Origin of the sequence: uncultured Algibacter sp. (genome assembly GCF_963976535.1) — a bacterium.
Taxonomy (GTDB): Bacteria; Bacteroidota; Bacteroidia; order Flavobacteriales; family Flavobacteriaceae; genus Algibacter_B.
Window position 1 is genome coordinate 1 of record NZ_CAXBLF010000015.1, and the last position, 24,942, is coordinate 24,942.

The window sequence follows — 24,942 nt, forward strand, 5'->3', positions numbered from 1 at the left end:
GTCTTCCGTCTTCTGTCTTCCGTCTTCCGTCTTCTGTCTTCCGTCTTCCGTCTTCCGACTTTTTCCCTCACAACTCCTTAATATCCTTCCGCAATTTCGCTAAAGCTCCATAAATTCGTTTTTCAACCGCTTTGGTCGAAATTCCTAAAATCTCAGCAATTTCCTTAAAGCGTTTGCCTTCAACACGGTTCATCATAAAAGCTTCACGTTGCGCATCCGTTAAATTAGAAAGTGCTTTTTGTAATTTATCATGATACTCAGATTCCTGCATTAAAAACTCAGGATTCTCGTTGGTTGACGTTTTAGGTTTGATTTGCTGATGCTTTAAAACTACTTTTTGATGCGCCACTTCATTCAGCATTAAATTATTGGCAGTAGTAAACACAAAACTCTTTGCTTTCTCTGGCGAAATTTTGGCGCAGTTCTCCCATAACTTAATAAAAGCTTCCTGTACTTTATCTTTTGGGTTCAGTAAATCTCCAAACTTATAGTATAAGAAGTTGTGTAAATCCTTAGCGTGTTTATTAAAGATGGAAGAAAATAAGTGTTCTTCGCAAATATTTTCATGTAGTTGTTTGCTCATTATTATTGGTAGTTGGTCAGCATCATTAAATTAAATCGTATTGCTAGTCTGAGCGCAGTCGAAGACCAATGGAGTTGCGTTTTCATTAGCATTTCGTCTGCGCTCAATGTGACAAAGCAGTAGTGTTTCATAAGCTTTAATCCTCTAAAGTAAGCCTTTTTTGGATTTTAGTTTTTGGAATTTTTTAAATTTTTTTCAAAAGTGGGGTAGGAATTTTTAAAGTTAACCTGTTTTATAATAAAATGCTTGAACTCATCTTGACTTTTAGCGTTTAACCGAAAATGAGAAAAAATTAATACAGATGAGGCAGTTTTTGAAATGCATAGCAACGATACGCATAAGGAAACTAACAAAATATGGATTAATTTTAGCCATTTTTTAGAAAATTATAAAAGTCAAGATGAGTTCACAAGTTTAACCCAAAATCATTTACTATGAAAACTACTATGAAGACATTTTTACTAATTCCTTTTTTTGCCCTTTTATTATTCACATCTTGTCAAGATGAAGTCACTGAGATTTCTCAACCAGAAGAAAGTGAAGCCCTTACTGCCGAATCTGAGCTTACAAGCTTAATGTTCTCCACATCTATCATGGACGGATCTGCTGACAATATTATCGATAATGCCAGTTGTACTTCCGTTAAACTTCCTATAACTGTGAAAGTTAACGGTCTTGAAATTATTATTGACTCTAGAGAAGACTTTAAAGTTATTGAAGCTATTTTTAATGAGTTTGAAGATGATGATGACCGTTTAGACATTATATTCCCAATTACTATTATTCTATCAGATTATGAAGAAATTGTACTTGAAAATCGCGAAGCTTTGGAAGCACTTATTGAAAAATGTAGAGGAGATAATGAAGATGATGACGATATTGAGTGTATCGATTTTCATTACCCAATTTCATTTTCAGTATTTGATACAGACTTTCAAATTATTGATGTTGTAACTATTGAAAACGACAGACAATTATACCATTTTTTAAAGCGTGTAAAAAACCATACCGTTATTGCAAGTCTTAATTTCCCTATTACACTTGAGTATGCTGATGGTACAACAGTTGAAGTTTATAACAACGAAGAATTAGCAAGAACAATTAAAGAAGCCAAAGATACTTGTGATGAAGATGACGATAATGATTACGGTGATGACGATTTCACTAAAGAACGTTTAGATGAGTATTTAAAGATTTGTCCATGGGTAGTTCATGAGTTTAAAAGAAACAATCAAGATAACACAGCAGAATATAAAGAGTATGCTTTAAACTTTAAAGAAGATGGTGTTGTGGTAATGCGAGCAAGAGGAGGTAACATGCTAACAGGTACGTGGAGCACTCGAGTAACTGATAGAGGTGCACTTTTAAAATTAGAATTTGAAACTTTAGCAGATTTTACTTTAGAATGGATTGTTTATGATATTGAATACGGTACCATAAAACTTTTTGAAGTTGGAGGTAACAGAATCATAATGAAGAAAAACTGTGATGTTGTTATAGATGTAACCAAGGAGCGAATTGAAAACTTTCTACAAGCATGTTTATGGAGAGTAGCGCGATTAAATATTGATGGTACAGATAATGAAAAAGACTATATAGGAACGCCACTTAAATTCTACGAAGATAATGTTGTTAAACTTAGAATTAACGGTGAGTTAGTACAAGGTACTTACGAGATAGGAGTTAGAAATGCTGGTTTCATCTTACAAATCAATTTAGATGGCAGACCAAATTTAAAACTAGAATGGTTAATTACATTCTTAGAAGAAGATTTAATCAAGCTTGAAAATGTAAATAATCAAATGATATTAAAGAGACATTGCCCTGATGCAGACGACGATTTAACCTATGTTGACGGCGTACTTGTAAACGGTACTTGGGAAGTTGCTTTGTATCAAGATGGTCAAGAAAATAAAACAGAAGACTATTTGGGTTATGTAATTGGTTTTAATGAAAACGGACAATTAATAGCAGAGGGTAATGGAGAAAACTTCTGGGGATCTTGGTTGTCATTCAGAAATGATGGTTTGTTTTTAGGATTGAATTTTGATGAAAAATTACCAATGGACATATTAAACCACAGATGGAAAATTAGTGATATTTCGCCTAATAGAATAGAATTAAAAAATTTCAATGCAAATGGAGAAGTAGAACGTATCCTAGTTCTAGAAAAGAAATAAACTAACATGTTTGCTTAAAAGAGAAACTTATCTTTTCGGTTGGTTTGGTTAATTAACAAAGTTTCCTTTTCAAAGGCTGTCAATTTAAATTGGCAGCCTTTTTTTTATTTGGGCGTTACCACAAGGGTCGGGCTATTCGTTACAAGTCCTCGCTCGTACCTCGCTGTGGGCTTTCCACTGCTATCCCTAACGCGCCAGTCAGCAGTTAGCAGTCATCAGTCTGCAGTCAGCGAGCATATTTGCAACGCATTAAAAAGAAATAAAATATACATTGGGCTAAAACTATGACTTAGCAAATAGTAAAGTCCTTAATCAATTCGAGGAATTGACAGCCAAGGTGCAGAATAGATTTGAAAAGCTCCGAGAACAGGAGAACGGAGTTCGACACGGAGTTTTCAAATCGGTTTTCATTCCGATAAAAATCGGGATGAAAAATTCCTCGGCTTGGGCTTGATTTTTTGGTTCGTTTTGCATCAAGGCAAAATGAACATAATAAAAAGAAATCCTATTTGGTTATTTTCATAGATTATCATGAATCCGAGACTATATTCCAATTTTAATAAGTTTAGTATTAAAAATCAATCTTTTCCAAGTAAAACAACTTTAAGTAAAAGCCTAATTCAACCCTATAAAAACAAAATATTTAGTTATTTTTGCATCTTTAAATGCAATCATATACGGCAAACTGCCCACTGCAGGCTGCCCACTGAATACTAAATACTATGTTTAATAATTTAAGCGAAAAATTAGATAAAGCCTTACACGTTCTTAAAGGACACGGTAGTATTACCGAGGTAAATGTAGCAGAAACTTTAAAAGAAGTAAGACGCGCATTACTTGATGCCGATGTTAACTTCAAAATAGCTAAGGATTTTACCAACAGAATAAAAGAAAAAGCACTAGGTCAAAATGTATTAACTACGTTACAACCAGGGCAGTTAATGGTTAAAATCGTAAAAGACGAGTTAACCGAACTTATGGGTGGCGATGCTGAAGGTCTTAACCTATCAGGTACTCCAACGGTTATTTTAATGTCTGGTTTGCAAGGTTCTGGTAAAACAACATTTTCTGGTAAGCTAGCAAATTATCTAAAAAATAAAAAGACTAAAAAACCATTGTTGGTAGCCTGTGATGTGTATCGTCCGGCAGCGATAGACCAATTACACATCGTTGGAGAACAAATAAGTGTTGAGGTTTTTAGTGATAAAGGAAATAACGATCCAGTTGCCATTTCTAAAGCAGCTCTAGAGCATGCCAAAGCAAACGGATTTAACGTCGTAATTATAGATACCGCTGGTCGTTTAGCAGTTGATGAAGCGATGATGGCCGAAATATCAAACATCCACAAAGCCGTTCAACCACAAGAAACCTTGTTTGTTGTCGATTCTATGACAGGTCAAGATGCTGTGAATACCGCAAAAGCCTTTAATGATATCTTGAATTTTGACGGGGTTATCCTTACTAAATTAGATGGTGATACTCGTGGTGGTGCAGCTATTTCTATTAAATCTGTAGTTGATAAACCAATCAAATTTATTGGTACTGGAGAGAAAATGGAGGCCATTGATGTGTTCTATCCATCACGTATGGCAGATCGTATTCTGGGGATGGGTGATGTGGTGTCTTTAGTTGAAAGAGCACAAGAACAATTTGATGAAGTAGAGGCTAGAAAACTTCAAAAGAAAATTGCAAAAAACCAATTTGGTCTTGATGATTTCTTAAAACAGATTCAGCAAATTAAGAAAATGGGGAATATGAAAGACCTTATGGGTATGATTCCTGGTGCTGGTAAAATGATGAAAGATGTTGATATTGATGATGATGCTTTCAAAGGTATTGAAGCTATTATTCATTCTATGACTCCTAAAGAACGCAGTAGCCCATCAATAATAAATTCAAGTAGAAAAATAAGAATAGGAAAAGGATCTGGTACTTCTGTACAGCAAGTCAATCAACTTTTAAAACAGTTTAACCAAATGAGCAAAATGATGAAGATGATGCAAGGTGGTGGCGGTAAAAAGATGATGCAGATGATGCAGAATATGAAGTAAGTTGGCAGTAAGCAGTCAACAGTATTCAGTAAAATAAAAAACAGATAAACTTTGCGCCTTAGCGTCTTTGCGAGAAAAAACATTCGTGAATTCGTGGCAAAAATGAATAAATCATGACAATCCTAGACGGTAAAAAAGTAAGTAACGATATTAAAGATGAAATTGCTGAACATGTAAATGCAATGATTTCTAAAGGCGAAAAAGTGCCACATCTTGCAGCAATTCTTGTGGGATCTGATGGTGCAAGTATGACTTATGTAAATGCTAAAGTAAAAGCTTGTGAGCGTATTGGTTTTAACTCGACACTTATTGAATTACCAGAGTACACTTCAGAAAAAGAATTACTAGAAAAAATACATGGTTTAAATACCAATAATGATATTGATGGATTTATAGTACAATTACCTTTACCAAAACAAATTGATGAGCAAAAAGTATTAATGGCTGTAAACCCAGATAAAGATGTGGATGGCTTTCATCCTACAAATGTTGGAAAAATGGCTTTAGACTTGCCTACTTTTTTGCCGGCAACACCTTATGGGATTCTTGAATTATTAGAACGCTATCAAGTGGAAACTTCTGGTAAAAATGTAGTTGTAATGGGACGAAGCCATATTGTTGGCCGCCCCATGAGTATATTAATGAGCCAAAAACGAAAAGCTGGAGATGCTACGGTTACAGTGGTTCATAGTCGCTCAAAAAACTTAACAGAGATTACTAAAGGAGCCGATATTATTGTTGCTGCTATTGGGATTTCAGAATTTTTAACGGGAGATATGGTAAAAGAAGATGTTGTTATTATCGACGTTGGAATTACACGTGTTCCTGATGCAACTAAAAAGAATGGTTACAGACTTGCTGGTGATGTACACTTTGAAAGCGTGAGCCAAAAAGCAAGTTATATCACCCCAGTTCCTGGTGGTGTTGGACCAATGACTATAGCTATGTTACTTAAAAACACCTTGCTGGCTAGAGAAAGACACAATAAATAGGATCAAAAATATTTAACTAAATTGCATTATGAGTTTTATAATTTATAATGCATTTTTTTTATTTAGTAGAGTTACTATAGGTAGCTTTCAACATATCTTCCCAATAATAATTGCGTTTTTGTTTAGTATTGTTTTTATAAAATATGCGCAACGCAAATTAAATAAAACGCAACAAAAACATGTGTTTCACATATTTGCCTGTACTATTAGTTTAATAGTCATTGTGTTTCACGCCCATAAAATTAGTCTAGGTTTTTATAATATATCTACAGATTTGCCTTTGTATCTATGTAGTTTATTAGGGTTAATAATTCCTGTTTTTACCTATTACAGAAAATACTGGATGTATGAAGTTTTAGTCTTCTGGATTATTGGAGGTACATTACAAGCTGTTTTAACACCAGATATACCCTTGGGCTTTCCTAGTTTTGATTATTTTAGATATTGGGTAGTTCATTTAGGACTTTTAATAGTTATTTTTTACGCCACTTTTGTTTTTGATATGCAACCAAAATTGAAGAGTGTGTTTAAATCTTTTTTGGCATTGCAGATTTATGTTATCACAATGGTTTTTATAAATAAGATTTTAGGAGCCAATTATTTTTATTTAAATGAGAAACCTCAATCAGCATCTTTGCTAGATTATTTTGGTGAATGGCCTTGGTATCTTATCATGCTACAAATACTAATTATACCCTATTTTTTGTTGATTTATTTGCCTTTCTATCTATTACAAAAAAGGCAAAAGAAGCAAAAGATATTTAGTTAGCAAACAACTGTTTTATGTCTTTAAAAGCTTTGAACTCTAAAGCATTTCCTGAGGGGTCGTAAAAAAACATGGTAGCTTGTTCTCCAACTAAACCTTTAAACCGAACATAGGGTTCTATCACAAATTGAATATGCTTGCTTTTTAATTCTTCCGCGAAAGCGTGAAAAACAGCCCAAGATAAAACAACTCCAAAATGAGGTACGGGAACATCTTTTCCGTCCACAGCATTTGTATGTAAAGCGGTTGATGTTTCTTTCGGTTTGTAGTGAATTACTAATTGATGCCCGAAGAAATTGAAATCTACCCAATGCTCGCTACTTCGGCCTTCATCACAACCTAAAACATCTCTATAAAACGTTCGGCATGCCCTTAAATTATGAACGGGTATTGCTAAATGAAAAGGTGATGTATTTTCCATATAAAAATTTAAGCAGTTTTAATTTTACTATATTTTATCAAAGAAACATCCCGTTTAAAGAACATGTAACCTTAACGTTTCTGTTTATTATTTTTAAGGAAGGTTTTTGTCGAATCTTCTAAAAGCGTGTTCAACTCGATAAATTCTTCTTTAGTTAATTCTCGATATTCACCAACAGGCGTGTTTAATTTAATATTCATAATCCTAACACGTTTCAAGCTTTTTACCTCGTAATTTAAATAATCACACATTCTACGAATTTGTCTATTTAAACCTTGTGTTAAAATGATTTTGAATTTAAATGTGCCAAGTTTTTCTACTTGACATTTTTTAGTGGTTTTGTTTAATTCAGCTAGAGGAATACCACCAGACATCCGCTCAATAAAAGTTTGAGAAATTGGCTTATCAACCGTTACCATGTATTCTTTTTCATGATTGTTACTAGCGCGAAGAATTTTGTTTACAATATCGCCATCATCTGTTAAAAGAATTAAACCTTCACTTGGTTTATCTAGCCTTCCAATAGGGAAAATACGTTTTGGGTAATTTATAAAATCAATGATATTGTCTTTTTCAACACCAGTATCAGTTGTGCAAACAATACCAACAGGTTTATTAAAAGCTAGGTAGACAAAAGATGTTTTAGTATTCTTTATTTCTTCACCATCAACGGCAACAACATCGTGAGGAGCAATTTTAGTTCCCATTTCAGGAATAACGCCATTGATGGTTACTCGACCTGCTTCTATGAGTTTGTCGGCTTCTCTTCGAGAGCAAAAACCCACTTCACTTAAAAATTTATTAATACGTTTTAATGCTACTACTGCCATGCATCAAAAGTACAATAAACTTAGTCGTTTAAAAAGTCTAAGATATGCTGATAAACTTTTTCTGATTTAAGGCTATGCCCAAAGCCTTTAGTGGTAATAAACTCAGAATTCGCATAGTTTTGTTTAAATTTTAAGCCGTCGTTATAAGGAATAATTCTATCTTTTTTATCATGAATAATGAGTCCTTTTGCTTTAATTTCTTTTGAAAAAACGGCTGGTGAGAAATATTCTGGCAGATGCTTGTAATGTTTTAGAACGTGGCTTTCAAGCGCTTTTGATACACGTGTGTTATAACCCATCATATTTTCGTAGCGATTAAAAACGCCAATAAAATCGGCGGGAGTACCTAATAAAATAAATTTCTCAATAGATTTTAGTTGATATTTATGCTGAAAAAACACAGATGCCATTCCGCCTACTGAATGACCAATTATAGTATGAACATTAAATTTTTGTGCAACCACATTAATGCATTCCGAATAAAGTAGGGCATTAAATAGTTTTCCGCCTGAGGCACCATGTGCAGGTGCGTCTAAGGCAATAATATTGTAATTTAAAGATCTTAATGTTTCAATTAAATCCATCCATCTAAATGAATTGCTTTCCCAGCCATGTACAAGTAAAATAGTTTCTTTGTCCCCTTTCCAGTTATATGTTTTTATTGAAAGGCCTTCAAAATAAACATGGTCTTGTGTTGCAGATTTGAGGTATTCAGATTCTTTAGGTTGAATATTACCTTTCTTTGGCATTGAAAATAAATCTATAGCTAGTTTCGCTGCAAAACGAGGAGAAATGTAACTTGTAAAGTTAATCGAGCCGCCTATGATTTTCGGAAGATTATTATTCATTTACTCTTCTCTGTTTACTAAATCCATAGAAAAGGCTGGAGTGCAGATAGCTATATATTCGCATACCTCGGTAAACGGATTAGAATATTGAACTCTGGTATGTCTTTCAATTTTTATAGACTGTCCTGCTTCTAAAACAATCTGTTCTCCTTCAATAATGAATTGTTTTTTACCGCTAATTATAAATGTAAATTCATCAAATTCTGGCGTTTGAAAAGGCTCGCTCCATCCTGCTGGAGCTTTCATATGAGCAATACTTATTTTAGAATTACCATCAGTTGTATTACCGAAGTGTTCTTTTATGATTTTACCATCAGTTGTTGGTACAACAAATGGATTATTTTGAATAGTGTATTTCTTTTGATTCACAATTTTAATTTTTCTTCTAACTTCTAACTTCTAACTTCTAACTTCTAACTTTATTTCATTGGTTTTTTCTTAATCATGCCGCCTTTTAAATCTTTTACAACCCCCATAATAACAAAGGCATCTCTATCAATTTTATCAATTTCGGTTTGTAGTTTAGCGAGTTCCAAACGGGTTACAACGGTATAGATGATATCTTTGTCATAGCTTTCACCACTTGTGCCATAGCCACCTTTTCCTGCATAAATAGTACAAGCACGTTGCAATTTTTTAGTTAACATGAACCTTAGTTCTTTATGTTTATTTGATATGATAGTAACACCTACATATTCTTCAACACCATCAACTACAAAATCTACGGTTTTTGCAGCAGCTAGATATGTTAAAATTGCATAAAGTGCAGTTTCAACGGATAAAACATAAGCACCAACGGAGAATATGACGATGTTAATAAGTAATAACACATCGCCAATAGTAAGTGATAGTTTTCGTCCTAAATAAATGGCTAAAACTTCTGTGCCATCAATAACACTGCCACCACGCATAGACATTCCAATCCCTAAACCTAAAAAGAATCCACCAAAAACAGCAATAAGTAACTTGTCTTCGGTTATGGTTGGATAGTTTACAAAATGTACAACAAATGCTAAAAGTGTTATGGCTATAATACTCTTTATAGCAAATTTATTACCAATAGTTTTAGATGCTAAATAGATAAATGGTAGGTTGACGATAACTAATAAAACTCCAAGGTTTAATGCCGTTATATTTTCTAAAAGTAAAGAAATACCCGTGGCGCCACCATCAATAAAACTGTTAGGCAGTAAAAACCCTTTTAAACCAAAACCGGCTGAAAATACACCAATAATAATAAAAATATATTCTTTAATAGCATGAGATACTTCTACTTCATACTTTCTTACCAACGGCACTATTTGCCTTTGTGTTATAGGCTTGTTTGCTTTTTCTTTTTCAAGCCGTTTACGCGCTACATCAATTAGTATTTTTACTAAGAAAGGATTCATTTTGCTTTTTTATTAATTATTCCAACTGATAAAAAAGTATTTTACTTTAGCGTGTTCTGGAATATGCGTGGCTTCGAATTTTAAATCCATATCAAACCTAAGGTTAGCAGGAAGTTCTTTTTTATCAATCGTAAAATTGGCATTAATTTCATCTACCGCAATGACAATAGAATTGATTAAATTGCTAATTCTTGAAATTTTATAATTGGCTTTTAAGTCTTTAAAAGTGCTTATTGCTGAAATATTTTTATTTGTTTTATAGCGTTCATCAAGTATGCGTATGCTGGCAATTGTAGAGGTAGAGTCCAAAGATTGTTTAGGTGTAAGTGTTAATAGTTTTTTTCCACCTTTCTCAAAAATTTCTATGTTATTAATATTGCCTGTAAATTCATCTCCACCAATAAATTTAACAATAGAATCATTTACGTAAACACTTTTTAAGTCTTTAACTTGCGTTGAATCGGTTAGTAAACCTATATGTTGTTTACTAATCTCAAAAGGATTTTGTTCTTTTTTACAGCAATTGAACAGAAAAGTAATAATAATGAGGCCTAAAATTGATTTATACATAAATTGAATTGGGTTTTATACTTTTATCCCTAAGTTGATTATAATATTCTCTTTTGGGGAACGGTTATGAGTTATAGCTTAATAAAAGTCCATTATCGACTTATCTTTTCATCACTTTAGTTAAAATACCAAACACACTGCGTATAAAAGTAGCACTAGTTAATACTTTAACAATGGGATTCATTGCAGTACTTTTTCGACGTGTGCTAGTTGTTCTTTTCTTCGATTCTGCTTTTTTAAGCGCTTCTTTTTCCTTTAGTGCTTTTTCTTTGGCATCTTCAGCCTCAGCTTGCTCTATTTTTTTATTGAGCATTTCATAAGCACTTTCCCTATCAATGGTTTCGTTATATTTTTTAACCATTTTAGATTTTGAAAGCAACGAACTCAATTCTATGTCGTTTAAAATATCCATTCTGCTCATGGGCGCACGCATCATGGTTGCTGCAAGTGGCGTTGGACGTCCTTTTTCATCTAAAGCAGACACTAAAGCTTCTCCAATTCCTAACGATGTTAAAACCTCTGTAGTATCATAATACTCAGAATCTGGATAATTTTGTGCTGTTAACTTTATAGCTTTTCTGTCCTTGGCTGTAAACGCTCTTAAAGCATGCTGAATTTTTAAACCAAGTTGTCCCAAAACGGCTTCTGGAACATCAGTTGGGTTTTGTGTTACAAAATATAAACCAACACCTTTACTTCTTATAAGTTTTACAATACTTTCAATTTGATTTAAGAGTGCTTTTGAAGCTTCATTGAAAATTAAATGGGCCTCATCTATAAACATAATAAGTTCTGGTCTATCACTATCGCCTTGTTCAGGGAATGTAGAATAGATTTCAGCTAACAAACTTAACATAAACGTTGAAAACAGTTTTGGTCTATCTTGAATATCTGTTAATCTTAAAATGTTTATATAACCACGACCATCGTTATCTACACGTAATAAATCATCAACATCAAAAGACGTTTCACCAAAAAACAATTCAGCACCTTGTTGTTCTAGCTCAATGACTTTACGCAAAATAGCCCCAGTTGATGCTGTTGAAATTCTTCCATAAGCCTCTGTAAATTCTGCTTTACCTTCTTGAGTGGCGTATTGTAATATTTTTTTGAAATCTTTTAAATCAAGAATAGGCATTTTATTATCATCACAATATTGAAAAATTACTGCAATTACACCCGATTGGGTTTCTGATAAATCTAGAATTCTTGAAAGTAAAACTGGTCCAAATTCACTAACTGTTGCTCTTAAACGTACACCATCTTGTTCAGAGAGCGTTAAAATTTCAACTGGAAAAGGTTTTGCTTCAAAAGGAAGACCAATTTTTTCGTGGCGTTCATCAATTTTGGCATGCCCAGGACTTGGTTGCGCTAAACCGCTTAAATCTCCTTTTATATCCATAAGCAATACAGGAATACCTTTGTCGCTTAAATTTTCAGCTAAAACTTGTAATGATTTTGTTTTACCAGTTCCCGTAGCACCAGCAATTAACCCATGACGATTCATAGTTTTTAAAGGTATTTTTACATAGGCTCCAGTTACTGTTTCGCCATCCAACATAGCAGAACCAATAGGGATGTAGTCGCCTTTAGTTGTGTTACCTTCAGTGATGTATTTAAAAAACGTTTCCTTTTTAGTCATGCCGTATAATTTTGCATAAAAATACAGGAAAAATGAAGAAGAAAAAAATAGGGTTATAAGTATAAAAGTTTACTAAATTTTTTCAACATAAATATTAGAAGAACCAGCCGATCTTAAATTTACATTCCCACCATTAGCTGTTCGACGAATGGATATGGATAGAACATCATTGGCAGTTAATTCAAAAACCTCAGTGATATGAAGCGAGCTTTCTTGATGGCCTTGATTAGTTCTAATATAACCCGTAGAACCAAAAGTGCCTCTTTGAGTACCATTAACCGATATCCACATTTCTGGTGTTAATCGGTCAGTGCCCGAAGTGGTAGATAAAGAAACATTAATACTGATGCGATATCGTCCAGTTTCGGTTACGGTAATGGTATTTGTTGCTGCATTTACGGTATATAATGTTGTATCGTCATTCCATTCTATAGTACTTATAATGGGAGCGCGAATAGTTGAATTCGAATTTACATTTACTGAAGTATCTGAGGCATCATTACTGTACTTAACAGAGGCGTTTCGAGATGTTTTAATCCAACTTGGAGAAGCGGTTGTGCCTTTATTAAACCTAAATTCTTTACGTTCGGTATTGTAAATTAACAGGCCTGTTGCTGGATTTACAATAGCATTTTCTTGTAATGTTGTTAGTCTTGGGACTAAAATGCCTTGATTGGTAGATACTACATCTAGTATTGACGAAGTGTCAGGAGCAGTTGTTCCAATACCAACTTGGGCGAAACTATAATTCAAGGCAAAACATAGCAACAGCACTAAAGACGCAATTTTTTTCATTCTTGAGAGATATGAGAGCAATTTACATTTACATATAATGTGACAAACGTAAATAAAATAAATTAAAAATACAAAATAATGTTTAACTATTTTTAACAAACATTAAACGATGCTTCGATTATTGCTGTTAGTCTTTCTTTTAAATATATGTACATTTGCACCCAAAATTATTTTGGATGAATCAAGAGGTGTTAAAATTGGTTGAAAAAGGTGAGATGTTGCCTTTAATGGAGGAGTTTTATACCATTCAAGGTGAAGGTTTTCATAAGGGAACTGCAGCTTATTTTATACGTATTGGCGGTTGCGATGTAGGTTGCCATTGGTGTGATGTGAAGGAAAGTTGGAACGCCAATTTACACCCACCAACCGAAATCAAGAAAATAGTTGAAAACGCTAAAAAATATAGCGATACCATTGTAGTTACAGGAGGCGAACCTTTAATGTGGGATATGACTTCGTTAACTACCCAATTAAAAGCTGAAGGATTGCAAGTGCATATTGAAACCTCTGGAGCTTATACCTTAACAGGCAGTTGGGATTGGATCTGTTTATCGCCTAAAAAATTAAAATTACCTACTCAAGAAGTTTATGATAAAGCTCATGAACTTAAAGTAATTGTTTATAATAAAGACGATTTCCGCTTTGCTGAAGAACAAGCTGAAAAAGTTAATAAAAACTGTATCTTATATTTACAACCAGAGTGGAGTAAACGCGATAAAGTAGTTCCTGAAATTGTAGATTATGTTATGGCTAATCCAAAATGGAAAGTGTCGTTACAAACTCATAAATATTTGAATATTCCTTAAAGTTCAAAATACTATTAACTTTTCATTCAATTTAGCATTATAGTCATAATTGTTATGCGTCATTTTGATTATCAAATATTTAAAGAACCACTTTAAAATAGGAATTTTCGACTTCATCTTATTCTGAAAAAACGACCAAACGCCATTTTTAAACGATTAAAAATAAGCAAGTTATGGCTTGTTTCAGATTCCCTTCATTTTTAACATTAATATTTTGAATTGGTTGAATTAAATCTTATATTTGGTTTACCAAATTGGTTCACCAATTATATTCACACTAAACTAAACATAAAATGATAAAAACTACGATCCCTTTTAGAACCCCAAATTTTAAATTGTCAAGTATTAAGCTTTATTTAATGGTTCTAATGGGCTTATGTTGTTCACTCAGCGGTTTTTCTCAAACTACTTATAACATTACTGACCCTGAAGCTTTAGAGGATCAGACTTACGTAGCAGGAGATATAATTATATTAGCAAATGGCACTTATAGTACCGATGCGCGCATAGATTTTATAGGTAATGGAACATCAGACGATCCAATTACTTTTAAAGCACAAACACCAGGCGGTGTTGTTTTTACGGGTGGATTACAAATGAATATTGGAGGAGATTATGTTGTTGTTGATGGTTTTCATTGGCAAGGTGGTTATGGAGCTAGTAATTTTATTCAATTCAGAAATGGCACTGATTATGCTAATTATAGTACCATTCAAAATTGTGCAATTGATGGTTTAGCAATACATCCAGATGATGTCGCCGACGATATAGCCAATGGTTCGATTACAAAACACAGATGGATTGTTCTGTACGGTACTTACAATAAAGTAATTAACTGTTCATTTATGAATAAAAATAGTGCAGGCGCTTTAATTTTAGCAGAATATCAATATAATGCATCGCCTGATGATGATGTAACAAACACGCGTTGTAACATTGTTGGACATACCATAAGCAACAATTATTTCTATAACTATGCGAAAATTGATAATACGTTAAGCAATTCTGGCGATAGTGAAACGATACGTATTGGTGCTAGTGATGATCAAAATGTAAATAGTAATGCAATAGTAAGTAATAATTATTTTGTTGAGGCTGATGGTGAAAATGAAATTATCACTAATAAAAGTAAAGGTAACACCTATACAAATAACACGTTTAGAAGATGTAGAGGGTCTTTAGTACTTCGTCATGGATCTGATGCTACAGTTGATGGAAATTACTTTTTAGGTGAAGATGTTGATGGTACTGGAGGAATTAGAATCACCGATAGTAACCACGAAATCACTAATAATTACATTCAAGATTGTATTACCGTAAACAGTCAAGCTAAATGGAATAATGGTATAACATTTATAGGAGGAGGCGATAGTGCTGCCGTTGACTGTAACTCTACTAGTGTTTCAAACGGCTATCAAAAATCTGAAAATATTATCCTATCAAATAACACAATTATAAACACGAATGCGCCTTTGTTTTATAACACTGATAAAGGGTCAACCGATCCAACAGGAACAGTTTCAAATAACTTAATTTATTTTGCTGCTGCTGATCCAAATTTATCAGACATTATTTCTGGTGATACGCCTACTTCGTATGCCGATATGGGTACAGCCTTAGCATACGCTGATAACGTTTATAACGGAACTGTTTTGGGTGTAACGAACGCAGGTTTTTCTGAAGAGACCGGAATTACGGCTACTGCTGCTGGTGAAATTTTTACTTTTTCAGAAGAAGCAGATGGTAAAGGTGCTGATATGGGTACTTATACACCAACAACTGATGCTATGGTTGGTTACGGAATTGGAGCTTGTTTTTTAGATAATTTAGGAGCTACAATAATTGATGGTGACTGTACTATTGTAATAAGTGAAACGCTAACTGTTAGTAGTTTGCCAACGCTGACTTCAGTTGCGGGTAGTTACGACGTTTCTGTTAATGCTAATGTAAGCTGGACGGCTATGTCTAACGATACTTGGGTCTCTATTGATATTAATTCGGGAACTGGTAATGCAATAGTTTCAGTTACCGTTACAGAAAATGTAGACGCAAGTAGTAGAACTGGTTCTGTAACTTTTACTCAAGATCCAGGAGGTGAAGATATTGTAAGAACGTTAACTGTAGTGCAAGAAGGTGCAGATTTAACAGCTTTGTACGATCTTATTAATACAGGTGTGGCAGGTGATCCTGTTACCGTAGATTCTTTTTCAAAAGAAGAAGTAAACGGTACTACAAAGTTTAATTATGCTGCAAATACTTTAGATAAAGATAATGGCACAGTTTGGGCTGCCGATGATGGCGCTATTTTAGCAGGAGATTACAAAGGTGATGGAGAATATATTATTTACGATTTAGGAAGTATTCACAATCTTGATTTAATTCAATTCAGCACCACAAATAAATCAGATGCTTTTGGTTTTCAAGTATGGGTGTCTACAACAGGAACCGATGTTTCAAATTTTTCTATGACTTTACCTACTGCTGGAGATTTATTGTTAACAGCTACCAGCACAACTGATTTTAATCAGTATGAAATTGATGCAGATGCACGTTATGTAAAATTATTGGGTTATGGAAGATTTAATAGTGCTGGAAATACAAGAGTAAGTCCATGGAATGCTGTTGGAGAAATAGAATTTTATGGCTCGGAAAGTCTTTCTGTAAATGAATTTGATTCAGAAAACACTTTCTTAATGTATCCTAATCCAGCGAATACAGAATTGTATATTAATTCAAAAAGAGCATCTATTGAAGCGGTTACTATTTATAGTCTAGATGGTAGAAAAGTTTTTGAAAAATTAATAAGCAATCCTACAAACGAAATGAAACTAGATGTATCAGTTATAGCAAATGGTACGTATTTGATTAAATTGTCAGATAAATTTAATTCAAGTCAATCTAAAATCGTTGTAGTTTCACATTAAAATAGCTCGAGTATTTAGTAATATTTGATTAGTCTCAATACAAAGAGGCTGTCTGAATAGTTTTGCTGGTTGTCAGTTTGAGCTCAATCGAAAATATTATAATCTTGATTTTCAATGCATTTCGACTGCACTCAATGAGACAATTTACTCCAAGATAGACTTTTCAGACAGCTTCTTTTTTGTAGAATGTATAGTTGTAAATTATTTTGTAAAAGGCACAGCAACTCTAGTTGTTCCCCAGCCTAAATGCATAGTGCCATCTTCAGAAAAAGCAATCGATAATGCTTCTAATGATTCCCCAGAGCTTACAGGAGCAGTAACTCTAACAACATCGTTAGCTTCTTTATAAGAATATGCACCCCATACATTGATGTCTTTATTTAAAATAATAGTCCATTCTTTTTCACCTGGAATAGTAAAAAGAGAGTATTCGCCAGCACTAACAGGTTTTCCTGCAATTTTCATATCCTTATATAAAATAATATTAGTCGCTTCATTAGCTCCAGTTCTCCATATTTCTCCATTTTTAGCTAGCTTACTTAATGCTCTTCCTTTAAGTTGAGGTCTGCTATAAATAACTTTAATAAGTTTATTAGGCTCCCTATTACTACTAGGATAAGTGGTTGCGTCCATTGGGCTTTTATCCAATTCGTTAAATTTTTGAGCGTTTACATTTGTAGTTAATAGCATAACAAATGCAAAAGCGATAGTTGTGAATAAGGTTGTTTTTTTCATAAGAAATAGTTTTTTCAAGTCCACTAAAGTGGAAATTTAAAGTTAAACGTTTTTAATGATTGAAAGATAAGTCGAAACTGTCTTAAAGTTTATATAAAAGTCGGGGGAGAATGTTAAAGTTTACATTTTTAAGATAAATACTTCATATTCATTTGGACGTTACCAGAAGGGTTAGGCTTTCTGTTATATCTTTTTAAAGCGTCATTGGTAGGACGAAGGACGTGGCAATCTGTTAATTATTAACACAACCATAATTAAGTTTATCATCTTTAAAAACGATTAGTTATTGAGTTTTAACTCAGTTTGTTGTTTACAATAATTAATTCTTTATATCATTTTAACTAATATTTCTTTCATCATTTTTGCAGCTAAAAAAGCAGTCATATTTTGAAAATCTCTATTTGGATTATATTCAACAATATCGGCTCCAATGACCTCGGCATCTATGTTTTGAATTAAATCAATAACTTGTCTAGAAGTTAATCCTCCAGGTTCGTGATGTGATACTCCAGGAGCAAATGCAGGATCAAAGCCATCCATATCTAGAGAAATATATAAAGGGTTTTCAAATCTCGAAATTTTAGTTAAATCTAAATTTTTCATTTGATGGATTTCAACATTAAATTTTTCAGCTTGTTCAGCCTGATGTGTGTTTAGTGTTCTAATCCCTACTTGAATCAACTTAACAGCAAGTTTACTTTCCATAATTCTTGCAAAAGGGCAAGCATGAGAATATTTATCGCCTTCAAAATTATCATATAAATCACAATGCGCATCAATATGAAGAATATCTAATTTGGGGTATGCTTTGCTATGCGCCTTAATTATTGGGAATGTTATGGAGTGGTCACCACCCAATGTAAAAACTTTAGCGCCTGAATTAAGGTGGTTTTTAGTTACTTTCTCAATATCAAAATATTCAGATATTTCAAAATCACCCTTATCTTCAATTTTTGAATTTTCGATGGAGTCTAAATTTTCAGCAAACATATTCGCAGAACCACAGTTTAATGCTTCTCTTATCAAGGCAGGAGCAAGTTTAGGACCTTTTTGATAAGAAGATTTTTCGTCGAACTTTATGCCTTGTATAATTATTTTTTTCATTCCTAGTAATTATTGCTAACGGTTTTGGTACTATGTTTTATTCAGGTTTGATTTTTGATAAGCGCCAGAAGAATATGTGAGTTCATAACTATGCGTGTAAATCTCGAATACAATTCCGAACGGATCTTCAACATAAACCATTTTATAAGGTTTTTCGTTTGGATAATATTCTCTTATTGGCATGCGTTGTTTTCCTCCGTATGCCACTATCTTTTTGGTTAAACTTTCAATTTCTGGATCTTGTACACAAAAGTGGAATAGTCCTGTGTTGAACGGATTGAACTCTTGTGCTTCTTTAATTCCGTTTGGAAAGGAAAATAATTCGATTCCAATGCCATCTGAAGTTGACATATGAGCAATTTCGAATTCCTCCCAATCTTCACCAAAAACATCAATGCACATCTGTCCAATGGCGGTATCACTTTCCTTTTGAACTTTTGATGGCGGCATAATAATATACCATCCCATAACCTCTTGATAAAATTCTACAGCTTTGCTAATATCAGGAACCGTAATTCCGATATGTGAAAACGATCTTGGGTATCTGGCTTTTTTCATAATGATTTATTTTAAATTTTATACACGTAATTGTGCATTCATTTTTCCTTTTTTATAATGTGGTCAATAAATCTATTGACATTCAATTCTTTTAATTAGTGTCTGGACGGAAACAGACGATTTTTATAATTTGAATTATTTTTGATGTCATTTTTGTTTAGTTTTTATGAGTTGATGCCTTAGTATCAAGCGATTAAAAATAAACTGAAAGGGCGCAAAAAGAAACAAATTTAATTTTGCTGTGTTTCCGTCCAGACACTAATTAGGCATACCGTTTTTTATTCTGATTTGCTTTTTCGGTCAACTCATATTTCATTTCTTGATATGTCAATCTAGCCCAATCATTGTTACGTTAAAAATTCCGCATCAGAATTTGGTTTGTTAATGCTTTGCTATGTTTCGGGCAAACATAAAGATGATGTATAATGGTGTCTAAAATGCCGTTTGATGATTTCCATTTCGTTTAAAAACTTCTCGCTTTTCAATGCCTTGTAATCCAATCAGATGCGTATTTTTTTTGATTAACATAGGGTTTTCAAATGATGCAAACGTGTTGGTGTTTGGTTAGTAGTGTTCGTTAAGTCTAAATTAGTAAAAGAAAATGAACTAGAGGAAAATCCGTATGATTTTCGTAAGTAGGGTAGAACTATCAATAAATCATACACGGTTGGTGGTGGTTTTTATTCCGTCCATAAGTTTCCAATAGAATATGTCTTCGCTTTTCCGCTTATAATCACTCTATCCTTTATGTTCTTGCAATGTAATTTTCCAACTCTATCGGATATTTGTATAGCATTTAATTCTTTTTTTCCAAGCCTTAACGACCAAAAAGGGATTAATGAACAATGCGCTGAACCCGTTACAGGGTCTTCCAATATGGATGCTTGTGGCGTAAAAAATCTTGATACAAAATCACAATTTTCTCCTTTTGCTGTAACAATAACGCCACCAGGATCAAGATTTATTTGGTCAAATATTTGTCTGTCAACTTTGATATTCTTGATGTCCTGCTCTGTATCGTAGACCAATAAATAATCTCTTGATTTATAAACTTCTTTAGGTTGTCTATTCAGAGATTTTTTTATTATTTCGGGCAGTTTTGAAGCTATAGGCATTCGTGAAGGAAAGTCTAAATAGTAGACACCATTTGCTACTAAAACAGTCAAATCTCCACTTAATGTTTCAAATATTATCTTGTCATTAGGATAGTTTAAAATAGACTTTAAGCAATGTGCAGTTGCAAGCGTTGCGTGTCCGCATAAATCCATTTCAATTTCTGGCGTAAACCATCGTAAATGTATTTTATCACCTTTATCTACAAAAAATGCAGTTTCAGCTACTGCATTTTCTTTTGTAATTTTTAATAATATATCATCGGGCAACCAATGGGTTAAGGGAATAACACAAGCTGGATTTCCACCAAATGTTGTATCCGTAAATGCATCTATTTGATATAATTCAAGCTTCATTTATGTTCCTTTTTTTTTAAATCACAGTATATGTGTATGAGTTTGGTAAGTCGTGTTGGTTAGGTCTAAATTAGTAAAAGCAAAAAGAACCAGAGGAAAATCGGTAGGATTTTTTGAGTGTACACTTAACCCCCAATTAATTATAAACACACGTTGTTAAAAGTAGTTTTTAAGTGTCCCAGTTATCAATTAGTTTTTCACTCATTTCCATGTTCTCTTTTTCATAAGTTTTAATTAATTCAGGTTTGATTGAGGGAAAACTACCAATGTTTAATTTCTGAGTTAATTCAGATATTGGAACCGTTTTTCTACCTTTTTTAATTGTTGATTTGGCTATACAAGCGGCGATAACATTTCCTTTTCTTATAATTTTTTGCTCAGTATATATCCATTTTTCATCAGCAAAAGATATTCTTGTGTATAATTGCGCTTTTTGAAAAACCTTAAGAGGCTTATAATATTGGACAGAAATAGCTTGACTAGGGAAAAACCATTTGTTTTTTGAAGCAATTTTAAAGAAATTTGATCTAACCATGACATCTATTCGTCCTGCTTCCATAACGGTTAAAATAGCAGCATGATTCATCACTGAAACATCTATATCAGTAATCCAAACTCGAAATGATAAGGAAATCGTATCAGTTGCTTTAATCTTACCTTTAAATTTGGCAAATAGCATCGCTAATAATAATCTTATCCATCTCATTATTTTTGGTTTAAATTACTTACAAATATTTGTAAATGGTTTTGTTGCGTGGTTAAGTAACTAATTTAGCAAATAAAAACTAAATAGAAACCCCTAATGCTTAGAATCGAGCAATGAATCATATTATCTCCATACTTAATTTGTATATTGATGTCCAAACCAATACAATAGAAACTATTATGAGAAAAAACATTAAATTATTTGGATTTTTAGCACTTACGGCTTTAATTCTTTCAGCCTGTGCAACTACAGAAAAAAAGGAAGTTCTAGATATGGAAATGGTTAAAGTCGAAATCCAAGCCATGGAAGATGCCTATGCCGCAGGTGAAAAATCGAAAGATGCTGATGCAGTAGCTGCGTATTACAGCGACGATGCCATAAGTTATAGTCGAAACGATCAACCGCTTGTAGGTAAGGCAGCCATCAGAGACGATATTGCTAATAATATTGCAAAAGATACCACCGATAATTATAATGTATATAAAGTTGTAGACTTATTTGCTGAAGGTAATACTGCGGTAGAGATCGGTTCCTGGACCGAATTCGATGCTTCTGGTAACCAAAAGGAGAATGGAAATTACATGTCCTATTTCCAGAAACGAAATGGGAAATATATATGTGTTCGAGATATGAGTACCACTACAGCACCTGTTAAGTCTGGTATGTAAACTAAGAAAATATTACAATACATGACATAAATTTGTGGTTACGATTTTTTAAATGTAAAGTTGCTGTTTTGTGTGCAAGGATTTTCCTGTTACACACAAAACAGCAATTAATTATACATGGTGTTGGCTGGTCGTTGTTAATGTCTACAAGCACACTCATGGTGTTCATTGAGATAAGTAATTGTTTCTGAGCAGAGTTCTTCTACGATTTTAATGTTAATGTCAGAAAGTTTCTTAAAATAAATACATGCTTTCCCCATTTTGAATTTGCCTAAATCTTTTAATAATTCATCACTTTTCTCAGTTTTCGAATATACGTAGAGAGAAAACTGTGCTTTTCGTGGCGAGAAACCTAACAAAGGCGCATCGCCTTCATGACCACTTGCATATTTATAATGATAGCTTCCAAAACCAATAATTGTTGGTCCCCACATTTTTGGTTCAAAACCTGACCATTCACTCATTAATTCTATTAATTTATGGCTGTCAGTTTTCTTTTGGTCATTGTCAACAAAGGAATTAATAAAGTCAACGACATCTACATCTGTTTCGGTTGTTTTATTCTTTGCCATGTCATATAACGTGCTTTAGTTTTTATTGAAGTATTTACTATATAAACAACTTTTATTCCGCTTTATGCACTTCCAATTCAATTTCTATCATAAATTCTGGGAGAGCTAATTCCTTAACACCTAACCAAGAACCCGTAGGGAAATGATTTTTATATATCGTGGTTCTATATCCTGCATTTTCGAGAAATAAGGGCATATTGGTAGTAAAAATGTTTTCAACTACAACATCATCAAAAGTACAACCGTAATGATTTAGTATTTTTTCCAAATCAGCATAACAATTTTTCATTTGTTGTCCTAAATCACCAATGGCGATTGGGTTTCCTTCATCATCCATACTCACAGCACCAGAAATTTTTATATCATTTCCAATTTTTACAGCATGCGAATATCCATAAGCTTTTTCAACCTCAGGGCGCAATAAAAAATATTCAGGTTTTTCTACTTTAACAATTATTTGTTGTATTTCCGTTTCAAGCTTCTGGATTCTGGCTTCTTTGTTCGGATTTATGTTACATCCAAATAGGAATAAAGAAAAAGTAGCAATTAAAAATGTTTTTTTCATAATAATGATTTTAGTTAGATTTAAATGTTTTACATCGTACTTGTGTCTGAGTAATTACTCGGTTTAAGCACTAATTTACCATTTTTTTACACACGTTGCGCGCTACTTGTCTTATCACTCCTGTTTGTATGTCTAACAATAAAATAAGCAACAATCATATTTGGAACCCAACATAACCAAGCAACAATCCTGTAAGCGCCAATAAATTCACCCATTATGCTGGTTAATGTAGGTAACCAGATTCTTAAGGTTACAGCTGCAAAACAAGCGGCATAACTATAAATCATAAATTTTTGGTGTAATGCAATGTTCCCGTTTTTAATGGCTTTGAAACCCAAAATAGTGGTGCTTAACCAGACTAAACCTAAACTAAAAAAACCAAGGATACTTATCATGCCACCTGTGGCGTGCATAGCAATATAGAGCCCACAAAAACCACTAATTAAAACAGCAATCACGTATAGTTTCCCAATGGTTCTATGGATCTTAATACGTTGTCGCCTTAACGCGCTACTAAACTGTAACCAACCAATTAAAAGCGCCAAACCACCCAGAAGGATATGACCATAAAATGCGATATTCCATGCCGTATCACTTAAAAGTTCAGCGGACTTTGATGCCAATAGCCCAAAGCGTCTATCTACCAAAAAGTAGATTAATGGATACAGCCCAATTAGAGTAGCTGAAATTCCAATTAATATCCAGGACGCTTTTTTCATTTTTTCATTTTTCTAATGGCACAAACTAGTAATTAATTATGCACGGTTTTATATGCTGTGCTTTTTAATCCTTTTCAATCTTGTTTGATATGCCTGTCTATAGTTTCGTTTTGTTTTTTCATTTAGGAATGATGCATTAACTAGGTTTTCCACGTCTTCTGATTTTGAAAGTAGATTATCAAAAACATCATCTTTCTGCATCTTATTAAGACCTGCTTTATCAGCCAATAAATTTAGTTGAATCCATACATTACCATTTGCTATGTTTTTTGGTAATAACGCATCATCTAATGCAAAATCTGAATCTTCAATATGTATGCGTGTGTTAAGTAGATCGTACACAGGGCTCAAGCGATAATCTCCTAGGGGTGTTTCTATTAGGGAGAAGTTTTTAAAATGAGCATCACCATTTGAAAACAAATAATTAAAGACAATCAATGTAAACAATTTGGAAGCCTCTAGCTTGTAAGCTGGTAAATATTTTTCCATCAATTGAAACATTTCTAAATAATTACCTAAATATTTATAATTCTCTCCATGTGTTTGAGGAGTACGACCGGCTAACGAAGCAAAGTCTTCCGTGGCTAATTTGGCCTCATCTTCTTTAACATCAAATCTTTTTGTTATATAAGCAGGTTCGCCATTTCTAAAAAATATTAATGCATTTTCAGCAGTTTCAATATTGAATACTTGTCTTGCTATCTGCATGGTAAGGTGTTCATTAGCTGGCATCTGATCAAGTTTTTTACCAACATTTGGAATAGGTTTGAGGATATATCCACCTCGCTCACCTTCTTCAATAAGCCGAAGTTTATTTTTCTCAAGTAGTACTGAAAACTTTTCCTGTACACCTGATATTGAGATTCGTTTTCTGTTTTCAAGAAAAAGATCTTTAGTTGTTCCGTTATTCGTAGGCGACTCATATGGAAGCAGATGATTTACTTTACGACCATCAAACATTCTTCTTAAACATGTTCTACTATATGTGTTATAACTGCTTGCTAAAGTTCCAGGACAATATTTTATAATTGGTAAACTCATATTAAT

At 33.3% G+C, this 24,942-nt stretch carries 25 protein-coding genes; 7 read left to right on the top strand and 18 right to left on the bottom strand.

What is annotated here, in order from left to right; translation table 11 throughout:
* Positions 1–67: 67 nt before the first annotated feature.
* Positions 68–583, bottom strand: coding sequence for an RNA polymerase sigma factor (locus AAC024_RS06225; protein ID WP_339894363.1), 516 nt, complete (start codon positions 581–583; stop codon positions 68–70).
* 434 nt (positions 584–1,017) lie between these two features.
* On the opposite strand from AAC024_RS06225, the gene AAC024_RS06230 reads away from it, so the two are divergent.
* From AAC024_RS06230 to AAC024_RS06245, 4 genes are all read left to right on the top strand, one after another.
* Positions 1,018–2,763 (top strand): hypothetical protein, encoded by a 1,746-nt coding sequence (locus AAC024_RS06230; RefSeq protein ID WP_339894364.1) that lies wholly within the window; start codon positions 1,018–1,020, stop codon positions 2,761–2,763.
* Positions 2,764–3,485: 722 nt separating this feature from the next.
* Entirely contained in the window at positions 3,486–4,814 is a 1,329-nt protein-coding gene (gene ffh / locus AAC024_RS06235) for a signal recognition particle protein (RefSeq protein WP_339894365.1), read from the top strand.
* A gap of 113 nt (positions 4,815–4,927) precedes the next feature.
* Positions 4,928–5,806 carry a tetrahydrofolate dehydrogenase/cyclohydrolase catalytic domain-containing protein gene (locus tag AAC024_RS06240; RefSeq protein WP_339894367.1) on the top strand — a complete coding sequence of 293 codons (879 nt, stop codon included), beginning with the start codon at positions 4,928–4,930 and terminating at the stop codon, positions 5,804–5,806.
* A gap of 28 nt (positions 5,807–5,834) precedes the next feature.
* The gene (locus tag AAC024_RS06245) at positions 5,835–6,575 is read left to right on the top strand and encodes a TIGR02206 family membrane protein (RefSeq protein WP_339894368.1); all 741 of its coding nucleotides are present in this window, start codon (positions 5,835–5,837) and stop codon (positions 6,573–6,575) included.
* Here the strand turns inward: AAC024_RS06245 and AAC024_RS06250 are convergent.
* The 8 genes from AAC024_RS06250 to AAC024_RS06285 all read right to left on the bottom strand — a co-directional run bounded on the left by AAC024_RS06250 (position 6,568) and on the right by AAC024_RS06285 (position 13,069).
* The gene (locus tag AAC024_RS06250) at positions 6,568–6,993 is read right to left on the bottom strand and encodes a VOC family protein (protein ID WP_339894369.1); all 426 of its coding nucleotides are present in this window, start codon (positions 6,991–6,993) and stop codon (positions 6,568–6,570) included. The two genes, AAC024_RS06245 and AAC024_RS06250, sit on opposite strands and share 8 nt — an antisense overlap.
* A 71-nt stretch (positions 6,994–7,064) precedes the next feature.
* Complete coding sequence (gene rluF, locus AAC024_RS06255; protein ID WP_339894371.1) at positions 7,065–7,823, bottom strand: 23S rRNA pseudouridine(2604) synthase RluF; 759 nt, start codon at positions 7,821–7,823, stop codon at positions 7,065–7,067.
* Between the two features lie 20 nt (positions 7,824–7,843).
* Complete coding sequence (locus AAC024_RS06260) at positions 7,844–8,671, bottom strand: alpha/beta hydrolase (protein WP_339894372.1); 828 nt, start codon at positions 8,669–8,671, stop codon at positions 7,844–7,846.
* On the bottom strand, positions 8,672–9,040 hold the full coding sequence (locus AAC024_RS06265; protein ID WP_339894374.1) for a cupin domain-containing protein: 369 nt from the start codon (positions 9,038–9,040) through the stop codon (positions 8,672–8,674).
* Between the two features lie 50 nt (positions 9,041–9,090).
* Positions 9,091–10,062 (bottom strand): YitT family protein, encoded by a 972-nt coding sequence (locus AAC024_RS06270; RefSeq protein ID WP_339894375.1) that lies wholly within the window; start codon positions 10,060–10,062, stop codon positions 9,091–9,093.
* A 12-nt stretch (positions 10,063–10,074) separates the two neighbouring features.
* The gene (locus tag AAC024_RS06275) at positions 10,075–10,632 is read right to left on the bottom strand and encodes a hypothetical protein (protein WP_339894376.1); all 558 of its coding nucleotides are present in this window, start codon (positions 10,630–10,632) and stop codon (positions 10,075–10,077) included.
* A 100-nt stretch (positions 10,633–10,732) separates the two neighbouring features.
* A complete protein-coding gene (locus AAC024_RS06280; protein ID WP_339894378.1) occupies positions 10,733–12,274 on the bottom strand; it encodes a helicase HerA-like domain-containing protein in 1,542 nt (513 codons plus the stop codon).
* Between the two features lie 72 nt (positions 12,275–12,346).
* Complete coding sequence (locus tag AAC024_RS06285; RefSeq protein ID WP_339894380.1) at positions 12,347–13,069, bottom strand: hypothetical protein; 723 nt, start codon at positions 13,067–13,069, stop codon at positions 12,347–12,349.
* Positions 13,070–13,245: 176 nt separating this feature from the next.
* On the opposite strand from AAC024_RS06285, the gene AAC024_RS06290 reads away from it, so the two are divergent.
* Both AAC024_RS06290 and AAC024_RS06295 read left to right on the top strand, forming a co-directional pair.
* Entirely contained in the window at positions 13,246–13,875 is a 630-nt protein-coding gene (locus tag AAC024_RS06290) for a 7-carboxy-7-deazaguanine synthase QueE (protein ID WP_339894381.1), read from the top strand.
* A gap of 293 nt (positions 13,876–14,168) precedes the next feature.
* Entirely contained in the window at positions 14,169–16,799 is a 2,631-nt protein-coding gene (locus AAC024_RS06295; protein WP_339894382.1) for a chondroitinase-B domain-containing protein, read from the top strand.
* Between the two features lie 201 nt (positions 16,800–17,000).
* Here AAC024_RS06295 and AAC024_RS06300 read toward each other — a convergent pair whose 3' ends face one another.
* The 5 genes from AAC024_RS06300 to AAC024_RS06320 all read right to left on the bottom strand — a co-directional run bounded on the left by AAC024_RS06300 (position 17,001) and on the right by AAC024_RS06320 (position 21,371).
* Positions 17,001–17,534 carry a DUF2911 domain-containing protein gene (locus tag AAC024_RS06300; protein ID WP_339894384.1) on the bottom strand — a complete coding sequence of 178 codons (534 nt, stop codon included), beginning with the start codon at positions 17,532–17,534 and terminating at the stop codon, positions 17,001–17,003.
* Positions 17,535–17,861: 327 nt separating this feature from the next.
* Positions 17,862–18,638 (bottom strand): agmatinase, encoded by a 777-nt coding sequence (gene speB, locus AAC024_RS06305; protein WP_339894386.1) that lies wholly within the window; start codon positions 18,636–18,638, stop codon positions 17,862–17,864.
* Between the two features lie 30 nt (positions 18,639–18,668).
* The gene (locus AAC024_RS06310) at positions 18,669–19,196 is read right to left on the bottom strand and encodes a lactoylglutathione lyase family protein (RefSeq protein ID WP_339894387.1); all 528 of its coding nucleotides are present in this window, start codon (positions 19,194–19,196) and stop codon (positions 18,669–18,671) included.
* A 680-nt stretch (positions 19,197–19,876) separates the two neighbouring features.
* The gene (locus tag AAC024_RS06315) at positions 19,877–20,665 is read right to left on the bottom strand and encodes a PhzF family phenazine biosynthesis protein (RefSeq protein WP_339894389.1); all 789 of its coding nucleotides are present in this window, start codon (positions 20,663–20,665) and stop codon (positions 19,877–19,879) included.
* Positions 20,666–20,834: 169 nt separating this feature from the next.
* Entirely contained in the window at positions 20,835–21,371 is a 537-nt protein-coding gene (locus AAC024_RS06320; RefSeq protein WP_339894390.1) for an acyl-CoA thioesterase, read from the bottom strand.
* Between the two features lie 113 nt (positions 21,372–21,484).
* On the opposite strand from AAC024_RS06320, the gene AAC024_RS06325 reads away from it, so the two are divergent.
* Entirely contained in the window at positions 21,485–22,039 is a 555-nt protein-coding gene (locus AAC024_RS06325; protein ID WP_339894391.1) for a DUF4440 domain-containing protein, read from the top strand.
* 137 nt (positions 22,040–22,176) lie between these two features.
* Here the strand turns inward: AAC024_RS06325 and AAC024_RS06330 are convergent, their stop codons facing one another.
* The 4 genes from AAC024_RS06330 to AAC024_RS06345 form a co-directional block, all read right to left on the bottom strand.
* Positions 22,177–22,611, bottom strand: coding sequence for a DUF1801 domain-containing protein (locus AAC024_RS06330; RefSeq protein ID WP_339894393.1), 435 nt, complete (start codon positions 22,609–22,611; stop codon positions 22,177–22,179).
* Between the two features lie 52 nt (positions 22,612–22,663).
* Positions 22,664–23,176, bottom strand: a complete 513-nt coding sequence (locus AAC024_RS06335; protein ID WP_339894394.1) for a RidA family protein — start codon at positions 23,174–23,176, stop codon at positions 22,664–22,666.
* A gap of 86 nt (positions 23,177–23,262) precedes the next feature.
* Entirely contained in the window at positions 23,263–23,895 is a 633-nt protein-coding gene (locus AAC024_RS06340) for a DUF2306 domain-containing protein (protein WP_339894396.1), read from the bottom strand.
* A gap of 48 nt (positions 23,896–23,943) precedes the next feature.
* A complete protein-coding gene (locus tag AAC024_RS06345) occupies positions 23,944–24,936 on the bottom strand; it encodes a HipA domain-containing protein (RefSeq protein ID WP_339894397.1) in 993 nt (330 codons plus the stop codon).
* Between the last annotated feature and the right edge of the window lie 6 nt (positions 24,937–24,942).

Coding starts and splice junctions, on each gene's coding strand:
- AAC024_RS06310 (WP_339894387.1), bottom strand. CDS start 19,196: ATGAAAAAAGCCAGATACCCAAGATCGTTTTCACATATCGGAATTACG.
- AAC024_RS06225 (WP_339894363.1), bottom strand. CDS start 583: ATGAGCAAACAACTACATGAAAATATTTGCGAAGAACACTTATTTTCT.
- AAC024_RS06270 (WP_339894375.1), bottom strand. CDS start 10,062: ATGAATCCTTTCTTAGTAAAAATACTAATTGATGTAGCGCGTAAACGG.
- AAC024_RS06340 (WP_339894396.1), bottom strand. CDS start 23,895: ATGAAAAAAGCGTCCTGGATATTAATTGGAATTTCAGCTACTCTAATT.
- ffh (WP_339894365.1), top strand. CDS start 3,486: ATGTTTAATAATTTAAGCGAAAAATTAGATAAAGCCTTACACGTTCTT.
- AAC024_RS06245 (WP_339894368.1), top strand. CDS start 5,835: ATGAGTTTTATAATTTATAATGCATTTTTTTTATTTAGTAGAGTTACT.
- AAC024_RS06345 (WP_339894397.1), bottom strand. CDS start 24,936: ATGAGTTTACCAATTATAAAATATTGTCCTGGAACTTTAGCAAGCAGT.
- AAC024_RS06275 (WP_339894376.1), bottom strand. CDS start 10,632: ATGTATAAATCAATTTTAGGCCTCATTATTATTACTTTTCTGTTCAAT.
- AAC024_RS06240 (WP_339894367.1), top strand. CDS start 4,928: ATGACAATCCTAGACGGTAAAAAAGTAAGTAACGATATTAAAGATGAA.
- AAC024_RS06325 (WP_339894391.1), top strand. CDS start 21,485: ATGAATCATATTATCTCCATACTTAATTTGTATATTGATGTCCAAACC.
- AAC024_RS06260 (WP_339894372.1), bottom strand. CDS start 8,671: ATGAATAATAATCTTCCGAAAATCATAGGCGGCTCGATTAACTTTACA.
- AAC024_RS06280 (WP_339894378.1), bottom strand. CDS start 12,274: ATGACTAAAAAGGAAACGTTTTTTAAATACATCACTGAAGGTAACACA.
- AAC024_RS06250 (WP_339894369.1), bottom strand. CDS start 6,993: ATGGAAAATACATCACCTTTTCATTTAGCAATACCCGTTCATAATTTA.
- rluF (WP_339894371.1), bottom strand. CDS start 7,823: ATGGCAGTAGTAGCATTAAAACGTATTAATAAATTTTTAAGTGAAGTG.
- AAC024_RS06315 (WP_339894389.1), bottom strand. CDS start 20,665: ATGAAGCTTGAATTATATCAAATAGATGCATTTACGGATACAACATTT.
- AAC024_RS06300 (WP_339894384.1), bottom strand. CDS start 17,534: ATGAAAAAAACAACCTTATTCACAACTATCGCTTTTGCATTTGTTATG.
- AAC024_RS06230 (WP_339894364.1), top strand. CDS start 1,018: ATGAAAACTACTATGAAGACATTTTTACTAATTCCTTTTTTTGCCCTT.
- AAC024_RS06285 (WP_339894380.1), bottom strand. CDS start 13,069: ATGAAAAAAATTGCGTCTTTAGTGCTGTTGCTATGTTTTGCCTTGAAT.
- AAC024_RS06320 (WP_339894390.1), bottom strand. CDS start 21,371: ATGAGATGGATAAGATTATTATTAGCGATGCTATTTGCCAAATTTAAA.
- AAC024_RS06290 (WP_339894381.1), top strand. CDS start 13,246: ATGAATCAAGAGGTGTTAAAATTGGTTGAAAAAGGTGAGATGTTGCCT.
- AAC024_RS06295 (WP_339894382.1), top strand. CDS start 14,169: ATGATAAAAACTACGATCCCTTTTAGAACCCCAAATTTTAAATTGTCA.
- AAC024_RS06335 (WP_339894394.1), bottom strand. CDS start 23,176: ATGAAAAAAACATTTTTAATTGCTACTTTTTCTTTATTCCTATTTGGA.
- AAC024_RS06330 (WP_339894393.1), bottom strand. CDS start 22,611: ATGGCAAAGAATAAAACAACCGAAACAGATGTAGATGTCGTTGACTTT.
- speB (WP_339894386.1), bottom strand. CDS start 18,638: ATGAAAAAAATAATTATACAAGGCATAAAGTTCGACGAAAAATCTTCT.